This is a genomic window from Leptotrichia sp. oral taxon 223, from assembly GCF_013394795.1.
In the GTDB taxonomy this organism is placed as follows: Bacteria; Fusobacteriota; Fusobacteriia; order Fusobacteriales; family Leptotrichiaceae; genus Leptotrichia.
In genome coordinates, this window is record NZ_JABXYU010000004.1 from 132,846 (window position 1) to 149,979 (window position 17,134).

Genomic DNA, 17,134 nt, shown 5'->3' on the forward strand with positions numbered 1-17,134 from the left:
ATACCATATGATTTTAAAAGTGCAAATATTTTTTAAGATTTTTTTCTAAATATTATGGCAATATCCCCTTAAAATTATGTTTAATACTAAACTCCATATAAAAAATAGAAAAAATAGTTATGAAACTCATTTATTCCATAACTATCAACTTTTTTATTTACTTAATAATTTATCATATTTTTTAGCTAATTCCAATGCTCTTTCCTCTGTCATGGAAAGTCCAGTTCCAGCTGCTCCAAACACAGCCATTTTAGGTCCATCTTCTTCATCAGCCAGTGCTTTTTTATAGCCACTTTTCTATCATTTAGCCATTTTGACTGTTCAGCCTTAAATTTTGACTGTTCTTTTGCTGGCAATTTTTTCAAAATTAAATCATAAACTTTATTCAATTCCTTTTCCCACTCATCTGTTAATTCATAGCTAGCATTCAACATATCAGCTGTTGTTCCTTCAAATTTTGATTCAAGTTTTTCTTCCGCAACTTTCATACGTTCCTTTAATCCATCTTCATATTTTCCAGCAAATGCCACAACTCCCACAAGCAACATTCCTATTATTAATAATAGTTTTTTCATAAGTTTCTCCTTAAAAATATGCAAATTTAACTATATTTTATTTGCTTTTATTTAATTTATCATATCTTTTTGCCAATTCCAATGCTCTAGTTTTTGTTATATCCAATCTATCGTTAGCTGACAATTCTCCCGCCATTCTTTCTCCATGTTCGGCAACATAGTTATTATAAGCCTTTGTTGTTTTTGTTTCTCTATCTTTTATCCATTTTTGCTGCTCAGCTTTAAATTTTGTTTTTTCTTTTGCTGGTAATTTTTTTAGAATCAAATCATAGACTTTATTCATTTCTTTTTCCCATTCAGTATCCAAATCTAGTGAAGCGTTAATCATGTCAGCTCTTACTCCGCTATCCCATCCAGCCTGTGCCTTTTCTTCTGCGGCTTTCATTCTTTCTGTCAATTCATTTTCATAATTTCCTGCAAATACAGTTGCTCCTAAAAGTAATAATCCCGCTATTAGTAATTTTCTCATTTTTTATCAACTCCTATTTTTATTTTTTTATATTTTGTATTAAACCATAAACTCTTTTTTTAGTCAACTTAATTTTAAATAAAATTCAAATATTAATTATACCCTGTTGGACAATAATCCTTTAATATATATGGAAGAATTATATTCCCGTCTTTATCAATTTCAACCATTGTTTGAAGTTTTGTATCAAAAGTAAATCTTCTGTCATCTCCAGTATCTTCAGTTCCATATTCAACAGTAAATCCATTTTTTAATACAGTTATAAGTTCGTCCCATCCGCCATCATCTTCGCCATGTAAATACCACTTTCCATTTTTCTGAACAATTTCAAATAGTTGATCACACCAGTATCCCTTCACTTTATTCATATTAAAGTTTGTATCCACTGTTGCTTTTGTTTTTTCAGGCAGTTCAATAAAAAGTATCTGATCTGTATCATTTTTAGCAAGCGTTACTAAAGTTTTCATTTTTGTATCATAAGCATAAGTTTCTTTTTCATGTTTTTTATAATTTGCTGAAAATTTTCCATTTTTTTCCATTACTATAGGAGCTGTTTCCGTTTCATTGAATCCGTCATGTATTTTTGTTATGTACCATTTTTCATTTTTTTTAAATATTTCGATACCTTGATATTTTCCTGCTGCTTTTTCCAAATTATGTTTCCCATCTGTAGTAACCTTTACTGCAAATGCTGGTATTGCAGCTAATACCATAATCAAAAATAATACTTTTTTCATAATTTTTACCTACTCTTTCTATTTAAATCTAATATTTCTAATTTTTTCATTTTTTAATCACAATTTATTTATACAATTTATAATAATCACGATATAATTTATACATTTCAGGATTATCCTCAGGAAATCTTCTTAAAGTTTCAGGATCATCAACTTTATCGTAGTTTTCTTCACGTACAATACTAATTATTCTTTTCGTTTTTCTATTCAAAATTACTGGTTCTTTTAATTTTGTATCGTATCCAACACAGATATATTCATCACAAAGTACATTTTTTTCCTTAACCGCATCTGAAATTCGTGGCGGCTCATTTTCATCTTCAGTATCAGAAGCGTAATCCCAGAACTGATACTTCCCATTTTTTAATTTTTTGATTTCTATCGAAACATCATCAGCCGTTATCTCTCTTTTCAGCAATATTTCTTCATATAATTTCCCATCATTTGTAAAAGGTAAATCATAACCTTTGTAACTAAATTCTTCTTCTGAAAATCCAATAATTCCTATTAATAGCAATAATGCCATAATAATTTTCTTCATTTTCGTTTCCTCCGATTTCTATTTTTTCTTCTTTATCTATTTTTCCACTGACAATATATCATAAGTTTATTAAAGAAAAATGAGAGTTTTTATTTTACTTATTATTTTTTCTAGTCTGCTTTTACCGTTTCATAAACTTTATTTTTATCTTTTATTTCATATACATCTTTTTCATGATTATATTTCATATCAAAACTTGCATAATCAGCACCTGTCAGAACTTTACCTTTAAAATAAACATTTCTTCTTCCTTTTGCATATTCAGTATCGCCATATGCACTAAACTGATGGCTTTCTGCTTTTTCAAGTTTTTTAAATGCACCTTCATCTGTGTCTAAGTAATAAACTACATCATACTTATTTATATATTTGTTATTATATGTCGACAAATTATATGGATCAACCTTAGGAGCGTCTTTTATTTTTACAAGTTTATGATTTTTTACAAAATACATACTGTCCTTATCATGATACAAGTTAGTTTTGATTGCTAACTGCGAAAGATTTTCAATATCCACTTTCTTACCGTCTATCGGAGCTATACTTCCATCTTTCTCAACAATGTAAAATCCATTTTTATCTTCTATAAGAAAATTGTCAACTAATCTGTTTATTTTCTTAAATGTTTTTACATCTATACCTTTTAATTTCTTGTTTTCATAATAGACATTGTTTTTATCTTTTGAATAATACCCATTTACTACAGATTTAAAATCATATGTTAATTCAAATGTGTTTTTATCTGCTCCTTCTATTTTTTTATTTCCATAATAAACATTATTTTTATCCTCTATATAAGGAAGTTCTATTATCTTAACGGTATCTTTATCAATACCCAATATCCTTTTACCTCCAAAATAAATATTATTTTTATCTTTTGAAAAACCGTCACTTCCTATTTGGAATGTAGATAAATCTGCTCCTATTATTTTTCTATCTGAGTAATAAATATTATTTTTATCTCTCGTGTATAATTTGTTTATCACTTCAAAAGTTTGACTATCATATGGCAATTTTTCCAGTACCAAATTATCGCTATCTCCATCCATACTGTAAATGATACTGTAAATTCCATTTTTATCTTTTAGATATTGACGTACACTTCCGCTAACATTTATAATTTGAAAAGTAATTGGATCTAGCTCTTCTAATTTTTTCCACCCTCTATTTTCCCAAACATAAACTCCATTTTTATCTTTTGAATATGTAGCAGCTATTTCCTGAAATGTTGCTTTATCTATTTTTACATTGTTTTTTGCATAACTTACGTTTGTCACTAAAACCATAATTACAAATATTTTAAAAATTTTGTTTTTCATAATCATCAATATTTCTCCCTTATTTCGTATAGTTAATTCACAGATAATTTAAAATTCTAATTATAAATGTTACTTTTTATGTATCTTATCATATCTTTTCGCCAGTTCCAAAGTTCTTTCCTCTATTCCGCTTGCCCAGGCATTTCCACCTAGAGTTCCTGATATTGTTCCGCCTTCTGACTCCTCAGCGCTTTTTTCGACATCTTCTTTAACTTTTTTCACCCATTCTTCCTGCTCCTTTTGCAATTTTGCCTTTTCATTTTCCGGCAGTTTCGATAACAGCAATTCATAAACCTTTTTCATTTCTGTTTCCCATGAATCACCTAATTTTTGAATTGCATTGTTCATATCTGCTGTCACTCCAGAATCCAAAGCTGGCTGAACTTCCTTTTTTACCGCTTCCATTCTTTTCAGTATTTGAGCTTCATAACTGCTTTCTGTTTTTGCACTGCTTGCAGGAATTGCAGCCGCTGCGTCAGCTTCCTGTTTTACTTCTATTTGTTTTGCTTCCTTTTTTTCATCTTTTCCAGATTTTGAACATGCCACAACTCCCGCTAATAATACTACCGGTATTAAAAATAATTTTTTCATATAAATCTCCTCCATTTATCATTTTTAATTTTTATTCTCTAATGATCAGTATTGTACCACATAATTTATTAAAACAAACAAAGCGTACTTTTTATTTTATACTAATCAATTTTATTCTGTTTATTTTAAACAGTAATATACTTTCTTTCTTTTTACATTGAAAGTATACAACATAATTTATATTTTGTCAATACATTTTTTAAAAATTTTATGTTATTTTTTACAGTAATCGAAAAACCGTTATTATTGAAATAAAAAATAGAGAAACAACAAAGTTTCAAATCCAATGTCATTCCTCTATTTATAATTAAATTTTTAAATCTTATTCCATAAAGCTAGGTAATTTAAAATTGTTTTTTCTCTTTTTACTTTTATCCGATTCATTATTCGCTTCTTCTGTTTTATTTCCTGATTCATCATTATTTTCAGAAGAATCATCTGAATTATTGCTGCTATCATTATTATCATCTTGATTATCATTTTTAGAATCGTCTTTGGGTTCCTCTGTTTCAGAAGTCTTTTCCAATATGCCGCCTGTTTCACCAGTAATTTCCCGTACAGCCTCTGCCAATTTTTCAGTCTTGCTTTTTTCTTCCAGCTGTTTAGCATTTTCTGTCACTTGCTCTTCTATTTTCTTTTCAAGCTCTAATTCTTTCTTAACTTCCTCCACTGCTTCCGTTTTTTCAGTTTGCCCTATTTCAGAATTTTCTTCGTTTTTATGTTCTTTTTCTAAATTTTCATTTTCTTTTAAAATTTGTTCTGCAGTTTCACCTTTGATAATTCTTCTAACTTCATCTCCAGTAATAGTTTCTTTTTTTAACAATAACGCTACAACTTCTTCTAACCTGCTCCAATTATCCTGCAATGTATTTAAAGTGTTAAAATATTCTTCTGTTAAGATTTTTCTTATTTCCAAGTCAATTTCTCTAACAGTTTCATCACTTTTATTTGGAGCAAATGAATATTCGTCGTCTGAATTTTCAAAGTTAATCGGCCCCAGTTTCTTGCTCATTCCAACACTTTCAACATAGGCTCTTGCAACTTTTGTGGCACGTTTTATATCAGAATATGCTCCTGTGCTCACATCATCCAGTCCAATTTCCTCAGCTGCACGTCCACCAAATAGCACTTTTATTTCAGCTAACATCTGTCTGCTTGTAGTTACCAATTTTTCTTCAGGAAGCGGCATCATAAATCCTCCAGCCTCTCCTCTAGGAATTATCGTAACTTTATGTACAGGATCGGCTCCTGGCGTCAATTCAGTCATAATCGCATGTCCTGCTTCATGGTAAGCCAACAGCTTTTTCTCTTCTGGCTTAATAATTTTACCTTTTTGTCCAAGCCCCATTCCGATTTTATCCACAGCCTCATCTAAATCAGCCATTTTTATCGTATCACTGGCTCTTCTTGCTGCCAAAATTGCTGCTTCGTTTAATAAGTTTGCCAGATCAGCGCCAACAAATCCAGGTGTTATTTTAGCGATATCTTCCAGCCTTACATCACTTGCCAATTTTTTATTTCTAGAATGAACTTTTAATATTGCAATACGTCCTTGCAAATCAGGTGCATCAACCGTTACACGTCTATCAAAACGTCCTGCACGCAATAATGCTGGATCCAGGACATCTTCCCTGTTAGTTGCCGCAAGTACAATAACTTTTGTGTCTGTTTCAAACCCGTCCATTTCAACTAGCAACTGATTTAAAGTCTGCTCCCTTTCATCATTGCTTCCGCTGTTTTTTCCTACGCTTCTCTTTCTACCGATGGCATCAATTTCATCTATAAAGATAATTGATGGGCTGGATTCCTTCGCTTTTTCAAACAAGTCCCTTACACGTGACGCTCCAACTCCGACAAACATTTCCACAAATTCTGAACCTGAAATACTGAAAAATGACGCTCCAGACTCTCCAGCCACCGCTTTTGCAAGCAATGTTTTTCCAGTTCCCGGCCTTCCTAATAAAAGCACACCTTTTGGCACTCTCGCTCCAGCCTTTGTATATTTTTCAGGATTTTTCAAGAAATCTACGACTTCCCGCAGTTCTTCCTTTGCTCCGTCAACACCTGCCACATCATCAAATTTCACATCCGGTTTTTTATCAATTTTACTAACTCTTGATTTTCCAAAGCCAAAAATATTTCCTGGCCCTCCACCTTGCGAACCGCCTACCATCTTTCTAGCCAAGTAAACCATAAGCGCAATCATCGCAACCATTGGTAAAAACTGAATTAGGATTGCCAAAAAGAAGCCTCCGCCTGATGGCTGCAATGAATTTAGCTTGACATGCTTTTGTTCAATTGCATTTATTATTTTTGGTTCATTTCCAACACGTTCCGTTATTTTTTTTGTATAATAAAGAACATCTTTTCCATTTTCCTTCACCTGTGCGATTAATTTATCATCTTTTTCATTAATTTCCGGAAAATCGCCCTTCTGTGTTCTGCTTACAAATTCTGTATATGGAATATCCTTTTTTTCCAAGAAATATGTCTGTATATCACGGTGAAACAATGCTGTAAAAGTAAATAACAAGACTACAAAAATAAAAAATAGAAATCCCGAAAATGGAGATTTATTCCCATTATCCTGCCTGTTATTTTTTCTGTTATTATCTTTTCGCAATTCTTCCAGTCGTTTTCTTATATCGTTTTTATCTCTATCTGCCATTTTTCCTCCCAATTATTAATAATTTACTGGTATTTTCCAGTTTTTCAATATCATTATTATAAAGTTTTTCCAAAAATTTTGAGAATTTAATATCCGAAACTGTCAAAATTTCTTTCATTTTAATACCTTTTTTACCATTTTGAAATTCAGAACCTAATTTTTCACCTTTCATTTCCTCATTCCAGAATTTTTTTACGCAATCCTGATTTTCAAAGGTTTCCATCTCAATAATCGGCATGAAATCTCTTTCCCATTTTGAAATTTTCTCATCAATCAGAATTTTCTTAACTTTTTTATGTCCCAATTTTTTGACAAAAATTCTATCCCCATCCTTTCGGCTTCTAACAACAATTTTTTTATAATCTATGTCATCAACAAGCTTAAAAAACGTATAACTCATATTTTCTTCCTTTACAAAAGAAGTTTTAAAATCGCTAACTTTTTCATACAACGTTATCTTATAATTATACCACTCGATACTTTGATTTTTCTTTAAAACCTTTACTTTATCATATGAACTGCCAAAATTCTCATTCTTTTTAGTTCTATTGTTATTTTTATTACTCTTTTTTACTATCCTCAAATTTCCATATTGATTTTGCAAAAATTTATCTTTTCCAAGATAAAATTCCTTTGAGCCTTTATTTTTCAAAATTCTATTTTTGTAAAAAAAACTGTCAAAAATCTGATTGATCTTCTCTCTTGAAACTTCCACATCATTTTGCTTCAAAAACTGAACCAGTTTATCCTTCCACCTTAAATTCTTTTCCAGTTCCTTTTCATTTTTAAGCATTTCAGACGTTTTATCAAAATTTTCAATTTTTTCAGGTCCTGCAGCTTCTCTATCGTTAATTTCTTCAATTAATGCATAAACTTTTTGTCTAAAACTTGGATTTATTTTTTCAAAATCAGGGAAAATTTTATTTCGGATAAAGTTTCTTGTATAATCATTTTCCGCATTTGTATAATCAATTATATATTTCTGATTTTTCTGTTTTAAAAAGTATAGGATTTCACTTTTTTCAAATTCCAGTATCAGTCTTACTATATTATCCCTCACTCTTGGAATACTTTTTAATCCATTTATCGAAGTCCCCCGCAAAAGCCTAAAAATAAAGGTTTCCACATTGTCATCCAAATTATGCCCTGTTGCAATTTTATCATAGCCTATTTTTTTTCTTATATTTTCAACAGCTTTATATCTCAGCTCCCTTGCAGCAAGTTCCAGCGACTTCTTGTTTTCCTTTGCATGCTTTTTTACATCTATGCTTTCAATATAGTAATCAACACTATTTTCAGCTGCAAATTCCTTTACAAATTTCAAGTCGTTTTCAACATCATAGCGTAAGTTGTGATTAATGTAAACTATCGAAATTTCGAGTGAAAGTCTGCTTTTTAAAAAGTTTAGGAAATAATAGAGAAAAACCGAATCTGGCCCTCCAGAAAATGCAATAAGAATTTTTTCTTTTTCAACAATCAGCCTATTCTCAATTGTCTTTTGCAATTTTTCCAATATTTTCTTTTCAATTTTTTTTACTTTTTCCATTAATTTGTTCCCGTTTTTTTATTTTTAAGTATAACAATTATTTTAACTGTCCACTTTCACGACGTTTTTTCAAATGCTCCTCGTGGGTTTTTGAATAATAGGTTTTTCCTTTGTATGTAAAGAAAAACAAATTATCTGTTTTTTCAGCATTTAATACCGCTTTAAAAGTTTCTATTGGAGGATTGCCAATTGGTGTTGGGGGCAGTCCTTTTACTTTATATGAATTATATGCAGTATTTTGTGCCTTTAATTCATTTCTTGTAGCCTGTCTGCCTAACTCGTATTTCAAAGTGGCATCTGATTCCAGCTTCATTCCAATTTCCAGTCTTTTCATAAATATTCCCGCAACTTTTGGTTTATCTGCCGCATCTGGCACTTCTGCCTCCACAATCGAAGCCATTTTCAAAGTATCATAAAACTTCTGTTTATCAGGATATTTTTCAGGTGGGAATTTTTTTAAAAATTCAGCAAGAATGGTTTGAATAACTTGCTTTGTCGTTACATTTTCAGAAAAAATATAAGTTTCAGGGTAAAAATATCCCTCAAAATTATTATTTTCATGCGGATATGGAAAATCCATTTCACTTAAGGCTTTGTTAATTTCTTCAGGAGTTCCCAGCTCCAATGCCTCCATCCGTGCAAATACTTGCTTTGAAGTAAATCCTTCAGGAATTGTAAGCCTAACCCCGTTAGTTTCACTGCTCTTAATTTTTTTTATAATTTCATATTTTGAGAATTTTCCGTTAAACTTATAAGTACCTACTTTTAACTTTATATTTCCCCCATTTAATTTTAGATAAACTCTGTCTATAATTCCATAATTTAACTTTAAATCCTTGTAAATCTGTACAAATGTCGTTCCTTTTTTTACATTTATATTAACATTTTTATATTCTTTTTTTGCAACAAAAAAATTATAAAAAAGTGACAGACACATAAATAATATTAAAAATATTATAGCGTAAACAATTCTTAGTGTATTTTTCATTTTTTTCTCCTAAATATCCAGTATTTTGTATATTTTAACTATTTTAAATTATTATAAAAATTAATTGTTTTTTATTTTTAAAAAAATTTTCAATTTTTAACTTTATTTCAAAACAGTTTTTCAAATTCTATTCAATAAAAATTTGATAATTAATTATTATACTTAATATTCCTTATTTGTTCCTGTGTCATTATCATTACTTTTTATTTTATTTCCATTTTTTAAGTCTTTATCTTGTAAGTCTATAACTTCTACATTTTTAGTTCCATCTTTTGTTTCAAATTTTAACATTTTTTCTTTCTTCTTTCTTCTTTCGAGTTCTTTTTTCGCACCAATTGTATCAATTTGAAATACACTTGCGGGATTTTCACTTAACTGTTTTTCCAGTTCGTCTGTCTTAGCCTTTAATTCAGCTTTTTTCCTTTCGTTTTCTATTTCTCTGATATTTTTTATTTTCACATCATAAATAACATTTTTTAAGTTGCTTTTGTTTTCCACAATTTGTTCAAATTCTTCCAGCTCTTCATCTTCAAGAGAAATTTTATTATTGTTGGGATAACGTGAAAATACCTTTGTAATCCCATTGCTGTATCTAATAATCATATAACGGTAATTTTTATCAAAAAATACTATTTCATTTTTATTATTCTTAAAATATTTCTTTTCAACTTCAAAATATACGTGCCCCTTTTTCTCCTCAATCCAGGCTCTATATCTTTCTTCATTCCAGTTATTTGTTTTAGGATCAAAATAGCTTTTAACAACCAAATAGCCATTTTCCTGCTGTAAAAAATCATAGCGTACATTTCTTAAATCTTTTTCTAAATTATCTTCTGTCTTCAGAAGATACCATGTTCCATAGCTTTTTGAAATTTGAAATTTTATTATTGGATTAACTTTTTCATCTATTTTTTGAATAAATCGTTCGAGTTTATTAGTTTTTTTCAATTTTTTCTGTTTCTTTTCATCTTCATCATCCTGAATCTGATCCAAAAAAATCAAATCCTTATCCTCATCATTTTCTATTTCATCGCCACCATTTTCAAACTCATTAATGTCATTCTTATTAATAATGATATCAATTTTTACTGCCTCGTCCTCAACCTTGTTCTTACTAATCGAATTTTTACTCCCATTTGCAAGCAGTGATAACGAAAATGTCCAAAAACAGGCTGCAATGTATAATTTTATCTTTCCATACTGATTAAATTTTTGTCTATTCAAAGCATTCACCTTTTTATCTTCAATTTTTTCAAATTCGTAGTATACTTTTATCCTAAAACAATATTCCTAACTCAACATCTTCTATTAATCAAGTTTTCAGGATCATTTTAAGAATAACCCAGCTTTTATTAATTATATCACACATTTTTTAAATTGCAAATTAAATATTTTTTACTTGCTTATTTTTAGTTTCTAGTTATTGGTACTTGGAATCCCGACAGATAAAAATGATTTAAATAATAAATTTAAATGCAGAAATAATTAATGTTCCTGTATCTTTTATAAATTTAAACTGATGGAATAAAAAAATCTCAATATTTTACCATACATTCTAACATGTAAAAATTTTTTAAATAATTTAAGTACAAAAATGACAAAAGTATGGTATAATAATATATACAAAAAATTTTTTATAAATAATGAGTATAAATTAAATAAGGAAGGTAAAACAAAAAGTAATGCAAAGATTTGAAGATTTCGGGTTAAGTACAGAGATGCTTAACGCTTTAAGCAAAAAAGGATTCGAGGAGCCAAGTGAAATACAAAAACTGGTAGTTCCTGAATTATTAAAGGAAAGGACTCACTTGATAGGACAGGCTCAGACAGGGACAGGAAAGACTGCGGCATTTGGTATTCCGATTCTGGAAACAATTGAAGCTGACAAGATAGTTAGAGCCTTAATTTTAACGCCAACAAGAGAACTTGCCAACCAAGTTGCCGATGAAATTTATTCATTGAAGGGAACAAAGGATTTAAAGGTTCTTGCTGTTTATGGCGGGGCTTCCATAGAAAATCAGATAAAAAAATTAAAATCTGGAATAGATATTGTTGTTGGAACTCCAGGGCGTGTTATGGACTTAATGAGAAAAAAAGTTCTAAAAGTTGACAATTTAGACTACTTTGTACTGGATGAAGCTGATGAAATGCTTAATATGGGATTTCTGGAAGATATTGAAACTATTTTGGAAAAAACTAACGATGAGAAAAAAATGCTATTCTTTTCAGCAACAATCCCTAAAGCAATTCTGGCTATCGCAAAAAGATTCATGCCAGAACATAAATTATTAAGAGTTGAAAAAAAGGAACTTACAACTAATCTTACTGAACAAATTTACTATGAGGTAAAGCAGGAAGATAAGTTTGAAGCCCTATGCAGAGTTCTTGACTATGAACAGGACTTTTACGGAATTGTATTCTGCCGTACAAAATCAGAAGTTGACGATGTTACAAATAAATTAAAGGCAAGAAACTACGATGCAGAATGTATTCACGGAGATATTACCCAAGCTCTTAGACAAAAAGCGCTTGACCTGTTCAAGAAAAAAATATTGACAATATTAGTCGCAACAGACGTTGCCGCACGTGGAATTGATGTAAGCAATCTGACACATGTTATCAACTACTCTATTCCTCAGGAAGCCGAATCATATGTTCATAGAATCGGTAGAACAGGACGTGCTGGACAAAAAGGTGTCGCAATAACATTTGTAACTCCAAGAGAAGCCAGCAAGCTTGCTCAAATTAAACGTATCACAAAAACAGACATTAAGAAAGAAAACATTCCAAATGTAGAAGAAATCCTTGAGGCAAAAAGAGAAGCGCTGGTTGCTTATGTTGATGAAATCATCAAGGAAAATGATTTTGGCGCTTATGAGGAGCTGGCTGAAAAATTAATGGATGGAAGAGATGCAAAGCAAGTGCTTGCCTCTGTATTAAGACATGTTTATGAAGATGAATTTTTACCTGACAATTATAGTGAAATTCAAGATGTAAAAGTTAAAATTGATGATAAAACAAGATTATTTATCGCACTTGGAAGTAAGGACGGCTATAATGTGGGACGATTGCTAGATTTGTTAAACAAAAAAGCAAAAACGCCTGGAAGAAAAGTAAAAGATGTCAAAATTATGGACAAATACTCTTTCATAACAGTACCGTTGCAAGAAGCGCAATACATAATGCGAGCCTTAAATTCAAAAAAAGACTCAAAACCGCTTGTTGAAGAAGCTACTGGAAACAGAAATGGCAAAGAAAACTCTGGTAAGAAATCAGATAGAAGAAAAGACAGAAAAGGAAGAAAAAAATCTTCTGATAAAAAATCATCAAAAGGCTCAAAAGGCAAAAAGGATGGTAAAAGGGACAAAAGAACAAGAAAAGTAAAAAAATAATCTAATTATTTAATTTCTTAACAAAAAAACTCGGAAAATAATATTTATCTTCTGAGTTTTTTATTTTATTATTTTAAATATCGTATACTAAACCCCGTTTAAAAATAAAAATAAATTTTTATAATAAGGTTGTTTGATAGCCAGTTCATAATCATTCAACTAAATTGTTTTTTATTATTTTTTGGATATTTTGATTAATATATATTTTTTCATATTACTATGATTTTTCTTTTTTATTTTCGTAAGATTGCTCATTGCCGCAAATCCTACAACCTATGGCTAGACTCCGACTTTTATTTTCCCAACTCCAAAATTTCTCCTTTCAATCATCAGACAGTCGTAGTTGAACAAATAAAAGCTCCGTCCGTTTATTGAAACTAAAAAATTTATTTTGTTAAAAAAAATATTTATTATAAATTTCCGAGATTTTAATTTTTCAGTAAAAGACAACTTGTTTGAGCTTTTCTATTTTATTTGAATTTGTAATAACTTTATAAAATCTAAAATAACTTTTGTTAAAAGCGAGTTTTGTCTTTTGCTGTAAAATTGAAATCCGAAAAGCGGGGTTGTAAGGGCATGGCGTCTGATGCCCTTACGTTAAAAAACTAAAATTTTTTTAATTTTCCTACTGGAAATTTCCATTCAGGTGTTACAAGCATATCTTTTCCTTTTAACGAATACCAGACTCCACCATTTTCTGGGTTTATCAAAATTTGAGTTTGCTGTGCAGGCATATATGATTGGGCAAGCATAAATATTTTTTCACCTTTTTCATTTTTAGCCATATCCACTACAATAACAGCGTGTCCTGGACTGCCTCCCATAATAAATACATCTCCGATTTGCATATTTTCAATTTTTTGTGGTATCATTTCCTTTTCAAGCGACAATGTTCCCGCATATCCAAAAACAATATTCATAAAGTTTCTAAAATCCTTGTATGTATTAGATGGAGCGGATTTTTTATAATAGCTTCCTTTTCCATTAGGATTTATGCGATATCCTTGCATCCATTTGGAATACTGCGCATTAAAACCTGTCACAAATTTAAAGCTGATTTTATCATATTCCTTTTTCCCGTAAAAATATTCCGCACGCAAAAGCATTATTGCATCGGCACATTGATGCAAATCCCTGTCACCTATTTCCACATCAAATACGCTATCATAAATACCTTCACTTCGTTTATAATTTCCGTTAAAATACTGCACTTTTTCTCCATAGGGCTTTAATTTCTGATTTCTCAAAAATTCAGCAAAACTGCCTTTTTCTACTGCCACTCTTTTATACCCTTGCGGAACGCCATATCTCGTTTCTATTGTCATTTCTTCCGGATTTATTAATTTTTCAGATTTTATATTGCTTTCTGAATTTATTTCTTTAGAATTATTTTTCACTTCATTGCTGCACGCAAATTGAAAAATTACTAATAAACCCATTCCTGCAAATAATTTCCATATTCTTTTTCTTTTTAAGAAAAACATTGTTAGCATACTCCTTTTAAAATATTCAAAAATAACTATTTATTATTATTCGGATTGCCTCTATAGCCCTTCAGCAATTCATCGTTTTCCATAATAAATGGCTTCGCAGTCTGCTGTCCCCATGCAGTATCATATTTATTCATAAGATAATCATTCAGTTCCGTTCGATTATTAAATTTTAATACCTGGTAGGGCTGCTGAAATGCCAGCTTTTCAATAAACATAAGTTTTCCATCCTCTTCTGGAACAAGAACCCCGACATGCCCAATAAATAAAATATTTTCTTCAGGCTCGTCATTAAAATGAAAAAATACAGAAATCATTGATATTTTACTATTTTTATCAAATACAACTCCCCGCTCCTTCCAGACGTTTTTTACATTTTCAACGTGAATGCTCACATCTTTACCAGCCTTTGTCGGAATTTCTGAAAATAAATTCACAAATTTATTCTTTTCCGTTTCTGAAAATAATTTAAATGGCGCATTTTTCAGTGATTCCATATCCATAAAAAGCATTTCACCTGATTTTAAAAGTGAATTTTTTGTTGTTATAAAATCTTTCATAAGTGTAAAAGCAGTTATCCTGCAATTAAATCCTGCAAAATTACTGCTATTTTTATCCCATAGCTTCTGTATTTCCGCTTCATCATAAGTTGGATTTATATTTTGCGAATTTACAAAGCCTGATTTTATTAAATCTTTATTTTCTGTTTTTTTATTATAATAATTTACGCTTTGAAAAAATAAATTTAGATTTTGAGAATTAATTCCAGAATTTTTTAATATTTCCTGTACTTCTTTTTGCGTTTTTTCGTCTGTTAAGTTTGAATATGTTATACTTTTTAAATAGCCATTTCCTGTTGTTTCACTATTTTTTGCTATATTTTTGTTTAAGTCAGATTTATTCAAATGCATATTATTTTCGTTTGAACAGCTGACTATTACCACTATCAAACCAGTAAGTAATAATAAATTTCTTATTTTTTTCATTCTCAGCCAAAAGCTCCCATCTCAATTTTATTTACCGTTTACATTAAAACTTTTACTACTTATAAAATAATTATTTTTATCTTGTGAAACGGATATTTTTACACTATCCAAGTCTGATTGTGTAACAATATTGTTATTTTTTGTATCTTCAGCCAGTTCTACATAAAGATATTTACCATTTGCTTCTTTTCCAGTTTCGTCTATTTTATTACTTGTATATATTTTGGAAACTTCCCTGTTTACTTTTGTTTCAGTTGTATTTGCTAAAGGTTCATCTTCTGTATCTCCTGTACTCTTTTTGGAAATATTTTTTTGAGTTACAGTAACGGCATCTTTTGACAATTTTGATTTTTCTATCGCTTTGTCAAATTCAATAATTACAGCCTTTACTTTCTTGCCTGCGCCTTTTTGTTCAGTTACTGCTGTCACATTTTTTACATTATTTACACTCAGATTCTCTTTATCTGCAATTTTTATATCAATATGATTGTCATTACTTTCTGTCAAAATTACAAGTCCAACTAGCATGATTAGAGCTCCAAGTACTATATTTCCCATTTTTCTCATAGTTAATCATCCTCCTTTTTTTCATAACTATCTTAGTAGATTTATAATTTTTAGATATTCCTACAATCGTATTATACACTCTAATTTTGTAAAATTTTAGTCTTTTTCCTTAAAAAATTCTGTAATTTCCCACAAAAATTTGACTTTTTAAATAATTCTTTTGGAAGTTCATCATAAAATGTTCCTCAAAATATTTCCCAAATTAAATCTATTTAAACTTACAATATAGTAAATTTATTAAAAATACTAATAAAATTACATAACTGATAATTTTTTTGAAAATGGTGGAAAAAATATCATAAAAATTACGCTTTAAATATGTATCAAAATTAAATTTTTTATAAAAATAGAACTTAATGGAACTAATAAAAATATTATTTCATTTTTCAATATTTTATGGTAAAACAGCCTTAGATTATTACTAAAGGTGTTTTGCATTCTGTGAAGCATTAGGATCTTCAAATTCCATCCAGTCATTTTGTTTTGTAACATAGCCCACCAAATTGCTTCCATATCTGTTCTCTGTACTTTTTTCAGTATTTTCAACAGTTCCCTTTTTTTCTTCCTGCTTGTTTTCTTCTGATTTTGTTTTATTTCCACAAGATAATAAACATAATCCTAGAAATAAAATGAATAAAATTCTTTTTAAATTCATATACTGCTCTCTTTCTTTAATATTTTCTTTTTGTTTCAACTAATTCTTTTATGTTTTTTCTGAATAGAAAACATAAATACTATTCCTTTATTTATACTCTTAAAATCTTACTACCACACACCAAAAGCATCATATACCTCATTTCCATTTTTATCTATATAAGTGTCTGTTCCTTGTAAAAGTATAATGAAATCTTTTTTATTATAGTGTTTAGTAATTTCATCCCTTAGTTTTTCAACATCTTTTTTAGTTAGATAATCTGGAATATCAAATATTAGTATCGGTGTTATGTTATTAAATTTCATAAATTCATACCAGTCTATTTTCACAAAATTTCTTTCTTGGCTGAAATATTCCTTAAATATTTTTCCATATTTTTCTATCCCCTTTAAAGAATATATGTCAATGTTATCCTTATAACTTTTTTTGTTTACAACACATTCTTTATCTTGGACATAAATAAAACTCACACTGTATCCAGGATCTCTTTTATCTAATAATCCACATGCCCATTGAACATTTGTAGCGTCATACTTTATATTTGGATACTCATCAAATATTTTTTCTATTTTTTCAAAATCATTTCCTTTTGATTTATCATAGATTAAAT

At 29.5% G+C, this 17,134-nt stretch carries 16 protein-coding genes; 1 reads left to right on the forward strand and 15 read right to left on the reverse strand.

Features of this window, described 5'->3' with window-relative positions; translation table 11 throughout:
- Nucleotides 1-209: 209 nt before the first annotated feature.
- The 10 genes from HW275_RS10820 to HW275_RS10865 all read right to left on the reverse strand — a co-directional run bounded on the left by HW275_RS10820 (nt 210) and on the right by HW275_RS10865 (nt 10,667).
- Nucleotides 210-575: a lysozyme inhibitor LprI family protein gene (locus HW275_RS10820; RefSeq protein ID WP_370464353.1), complete on the reverse strand. Its 366-nt coding sequence runs from the start codon at nt 573-575 to the stop codon at nt 210-212.
- A gap of 37 nt (nt 576-612) precedes the next feature.
- Nucleotides 613-1,044 carry a lysozyme inhibitor LprI family protein gene (locus HW275_RS10825; protein WP_178936564.1) on the reverse strand — a complete coding sequence of 144 codons (432 nt, stop codon included), beginning with the start codon at nt 1,042-1,044 and terminating at the stop codon, nt 613-615.
- Nucleotides 1,045-1,136: 92 nt separating this feature from the next.
- Nucleotides 1,137-1,781, reverse strand: coding sequence for a hypothetical protein (locus HW275_RS10830; protein ID WP_178936565.1), 645 nt, complete (start codon nt 1,779-1,781; stop codon nt 1,137-1,139).
- Between the two features lie 64 nt (nt 1,782-1,845).
- Nucleotides 1,846-2,322: a hypothetical protein gene (locus HW275_RS10835; RefSeq protein ID WP_178936566.1), complete on the reverse strand. Its 477-nt coding sequence runs from the start codon at nt 2,320-2,322 to the stop codon at nt 1,846-1,848.
- 110 nt (nt 2,323-2,432) lie between these two features.
- Nucleotides 2,433-3,641, reverse strand: a complete 1,209-nt coding sequence (locus HW275_RS10840) for a DKNYY domain-containing protein (protein WP_178936567.1) — start codon at nt 3,639-3,641, stop codon at nt 2,433-2,435.
- 69 nt (nt 3,642-3,710) lie between these two features.
- Complete coding sequence (locus HW275_RS10845) at nt 3,711-4,232, reverse strand: lysozyme inhibitor LprI family protein (protein WP_178936568.1); 522 nt, start codon at nt 4,230-4,232, stop codon at nt 3,711-3,713.
- Between the two features lie 322 nt (nt 4,233-4,554).
- A complete protein-coding gene (gene ftsH, locus HW275_RS10850) occupies nt 4,555-6,900 on the reverse strand; it encodes an ATP-dependent zinc metalloprotease FtsH (protein ID WP_178936569.1) in 2,346 nt (781 codons plus the stop codon).
- Entirely contained in the window at nt 6,890-8,446 is a 1,557-nt protein-coding gene (tilS, locus tag HW275_RS10855) for a tRNA lysidine(34) synthetase TilS (RefSeq protein WP_178936570.1), read from the reverse strand. Before tilS ends, ftsH begins: the two co-directional genes overlap by 11 nt.
- A gap of 37 nt (nt 8,447-8,483) precedes the next feature.
- Nucleotides 8,484-9,434: an endolytic transglycosylase MltG gene (gene mltG / locus HW275_RS10860; RefSeq protein ID WP_178936571.1), complete on the reverse strand. Its 951-nt coding sequence runs from the start codon at nt 9,432-9,434 to the stop codon at nt 8,484-8,486.
- Between the two features lie 162 nt (nt 9,435-9,596).
- Nucleotides 9,597-10,667: a hypothetical protein gene (locus tag HW275_RS10865; protein ID WP_178936572.1), complete on the reverse strand. Its 1,071-nt coding sequence runs from the start codon at nt 10,665-10,667 to the stop codon at nt 9,597-9,599.
- Between the two features lie 449 nt (nt 10,668-11,116).
- On the opposite strand from HW275_RS10865, the gene HW275_RS10870 reads away from it, so the two are divergent.
- Complete coding sequence (locus HW275_RS10870; RefSeq protein ID WP_178936573.1) at nt 11,117-12,826, forward strand: DEAD/DEAH box helicase; 1,710 nt, start codon at nt 11,117-11,119, stop codon at nt 12,824-12,826.
- 605 nt (nt 12,827-13,431) lie between these two features.
- Here the strand turns inward: HW275_RS10870 and HW275_RS10875 are convergent.
- From HW275_RS10875 to HW275_RS10895, 5 genes are all read right to left on the reverse strand, one after another.
- Nucleotides 13,432-14,151: a DUF4846 domain-containing protein gene (locus HW275_RS10875; RefSeq protein ID WP_255460116.1), complete on the reverse strand. Its 720-nt coding sequence runs from the start codon at nt 14,149-14,151 to the stop codon at nt 13,432-13,434.
- Nucleotides 14,152-14,345: 194 nt separating this feature from the next.
- Nucleotides 14,346-15,302: a DUF4300 family protein gene (locus HW275_RS10880; protein WP_178936575.1), complete on the reverse strand. Its 957-nt coding sequence runs from the start codon at nt 15,300-15,302 to the stop codon at nt 14,346-14,348.
- A 27-nt stretch (nt 15,303-15,329) separates the two neighbouring features.
- The gene (locus HW275_RS10885) at nt 15,330-15,869 is read right to left on the reverse strand and encodes a hypothetical protein (RefSeq protein WP_178936576.1); all 540 of its coding nucleotides are present in this window, start codon (nt 15,867-15,869) and stop codon (nt 15,330-15,332) included.
- A gap of 421 nt (nt 15,870-16,290) precedes the next feature.
- Nucleotides 16,291-16,524: a hypothetical protein gene (locus HW275_RS10890; protein ID WP_178936577.1), complete on the reverse strand. Its 234-nt coding sequence runs from the start codon at nt 16,522-16,524 to the stop codon at nt 16,291-16,293.
- Nucleotides 16,525-16,634: 110 nt separating this feature from the next.
- A complete protein-coding gene (locus HW275_RS10895; protein ID WP_178936578.1) occupies nt 16,635-16,994 on the reverse strand; it encodes a hypothetical protein in 360 nt (119 codons plus the stop codon).
- Nucleotides 16,995-17,134: the final 140 nt, after the last annotated feature.

Bases quoted from the DNA above. Each gene is read 5' to 3' on its own strand.
- HW275_RS10890 (WP_178936577.1), bottom strand. From the start codon at position 16,524: ATGAATTTAAAAAGAATTTTATTCATTTTATTTCTAGGATTATGTTTA.
- HW275_RS10885 (WP_178936576.1), bottom strand. From the start codon at position 15,869: ATGAGAAAAATGGGAAATATAGTACTTGGAGCTCTAATCATGCTAGTT.
- mltG (WP_178936571.1), bottom strand. From the start codon at position 9,434: ATGAAAAATACACTAAGAATTGTTTACGCTATAATATTTTTAATATTA.
- HW275_RS10875 (WP_255460116.1), bottom strand. From the start codon at position 14,151: ATGACAATAGAAACGAGATATGGCGTTCCGCAAGGGTATAAAAGAGTG.
- HW275_RS10820 (WP_370464353.1), bottom strand. From the start codon at position 575: ATGAAAAAACTATTATTAATAATAGGAATGTTGCTTGTGGGAGTTGTG.
- tilS (WP_178936570.1), bottom strand. From the start codon at position 8,446: ATGGAAAAAGTAAAAAAAATTGAAAAGAAAATATTGGAAAAATTGCAA.
- HW275_RS10825 (WP_178936564.1), bottom strand. From the start codon at position 1,044: ATGAGAAAATTACTAATAGCGGGATTATTACTTTTAGGAGCAACTGTA.
- HW275_RS10870 (WP_178936573.1), top strand. From the start codon at position 11,117: ATGCAAAGATTTGAAGATTTCGGGTTAAGTACAGAGATGCTTAACGCT.
- ftsH (WP_178936569.1), bottom strand. From the start codon at position 6,900: ATGGCAGATAGAGATAAAAACGATATAAGAAAACGACTGGAAGAATTG.
- HW275_RS10880 (WP_178936575.1), bottom strand. From the start codon at position 15,302: ATGAAAAAAATAAGAAATTTATTATTACTTACTGGTTTGATAGTGGTA.
- HW275_RS10835 (WP_178936566.1), bottom strand. From the start codon at position 2,322: ATGAAGAAAATTATTATGGCATTATTGCTATTAATAGGAATTATTGGA.
- HW275_RS10830 (WP_178936565.1), bottom strand. From the start codon at position 1,781: ATGAAAAAAGTATTATTTTTGATTATGGTATTAGCTGCAATACCAGCA.
- HW275_RS10840 (WP_178936567.1), bottom strand. From the start codon at position 3,641: ATGAAAAACAAAATTTTTAAAATATTTGTAATTATGGTTTTAGTGACA.
- HW275_RS10845 (WP_178936568.1), bottom strand. From the start codon at position 4,232: ATGAAAAAATTATTTTTAATACCGGTAGTATTATTAGCGGGAGTTGTG.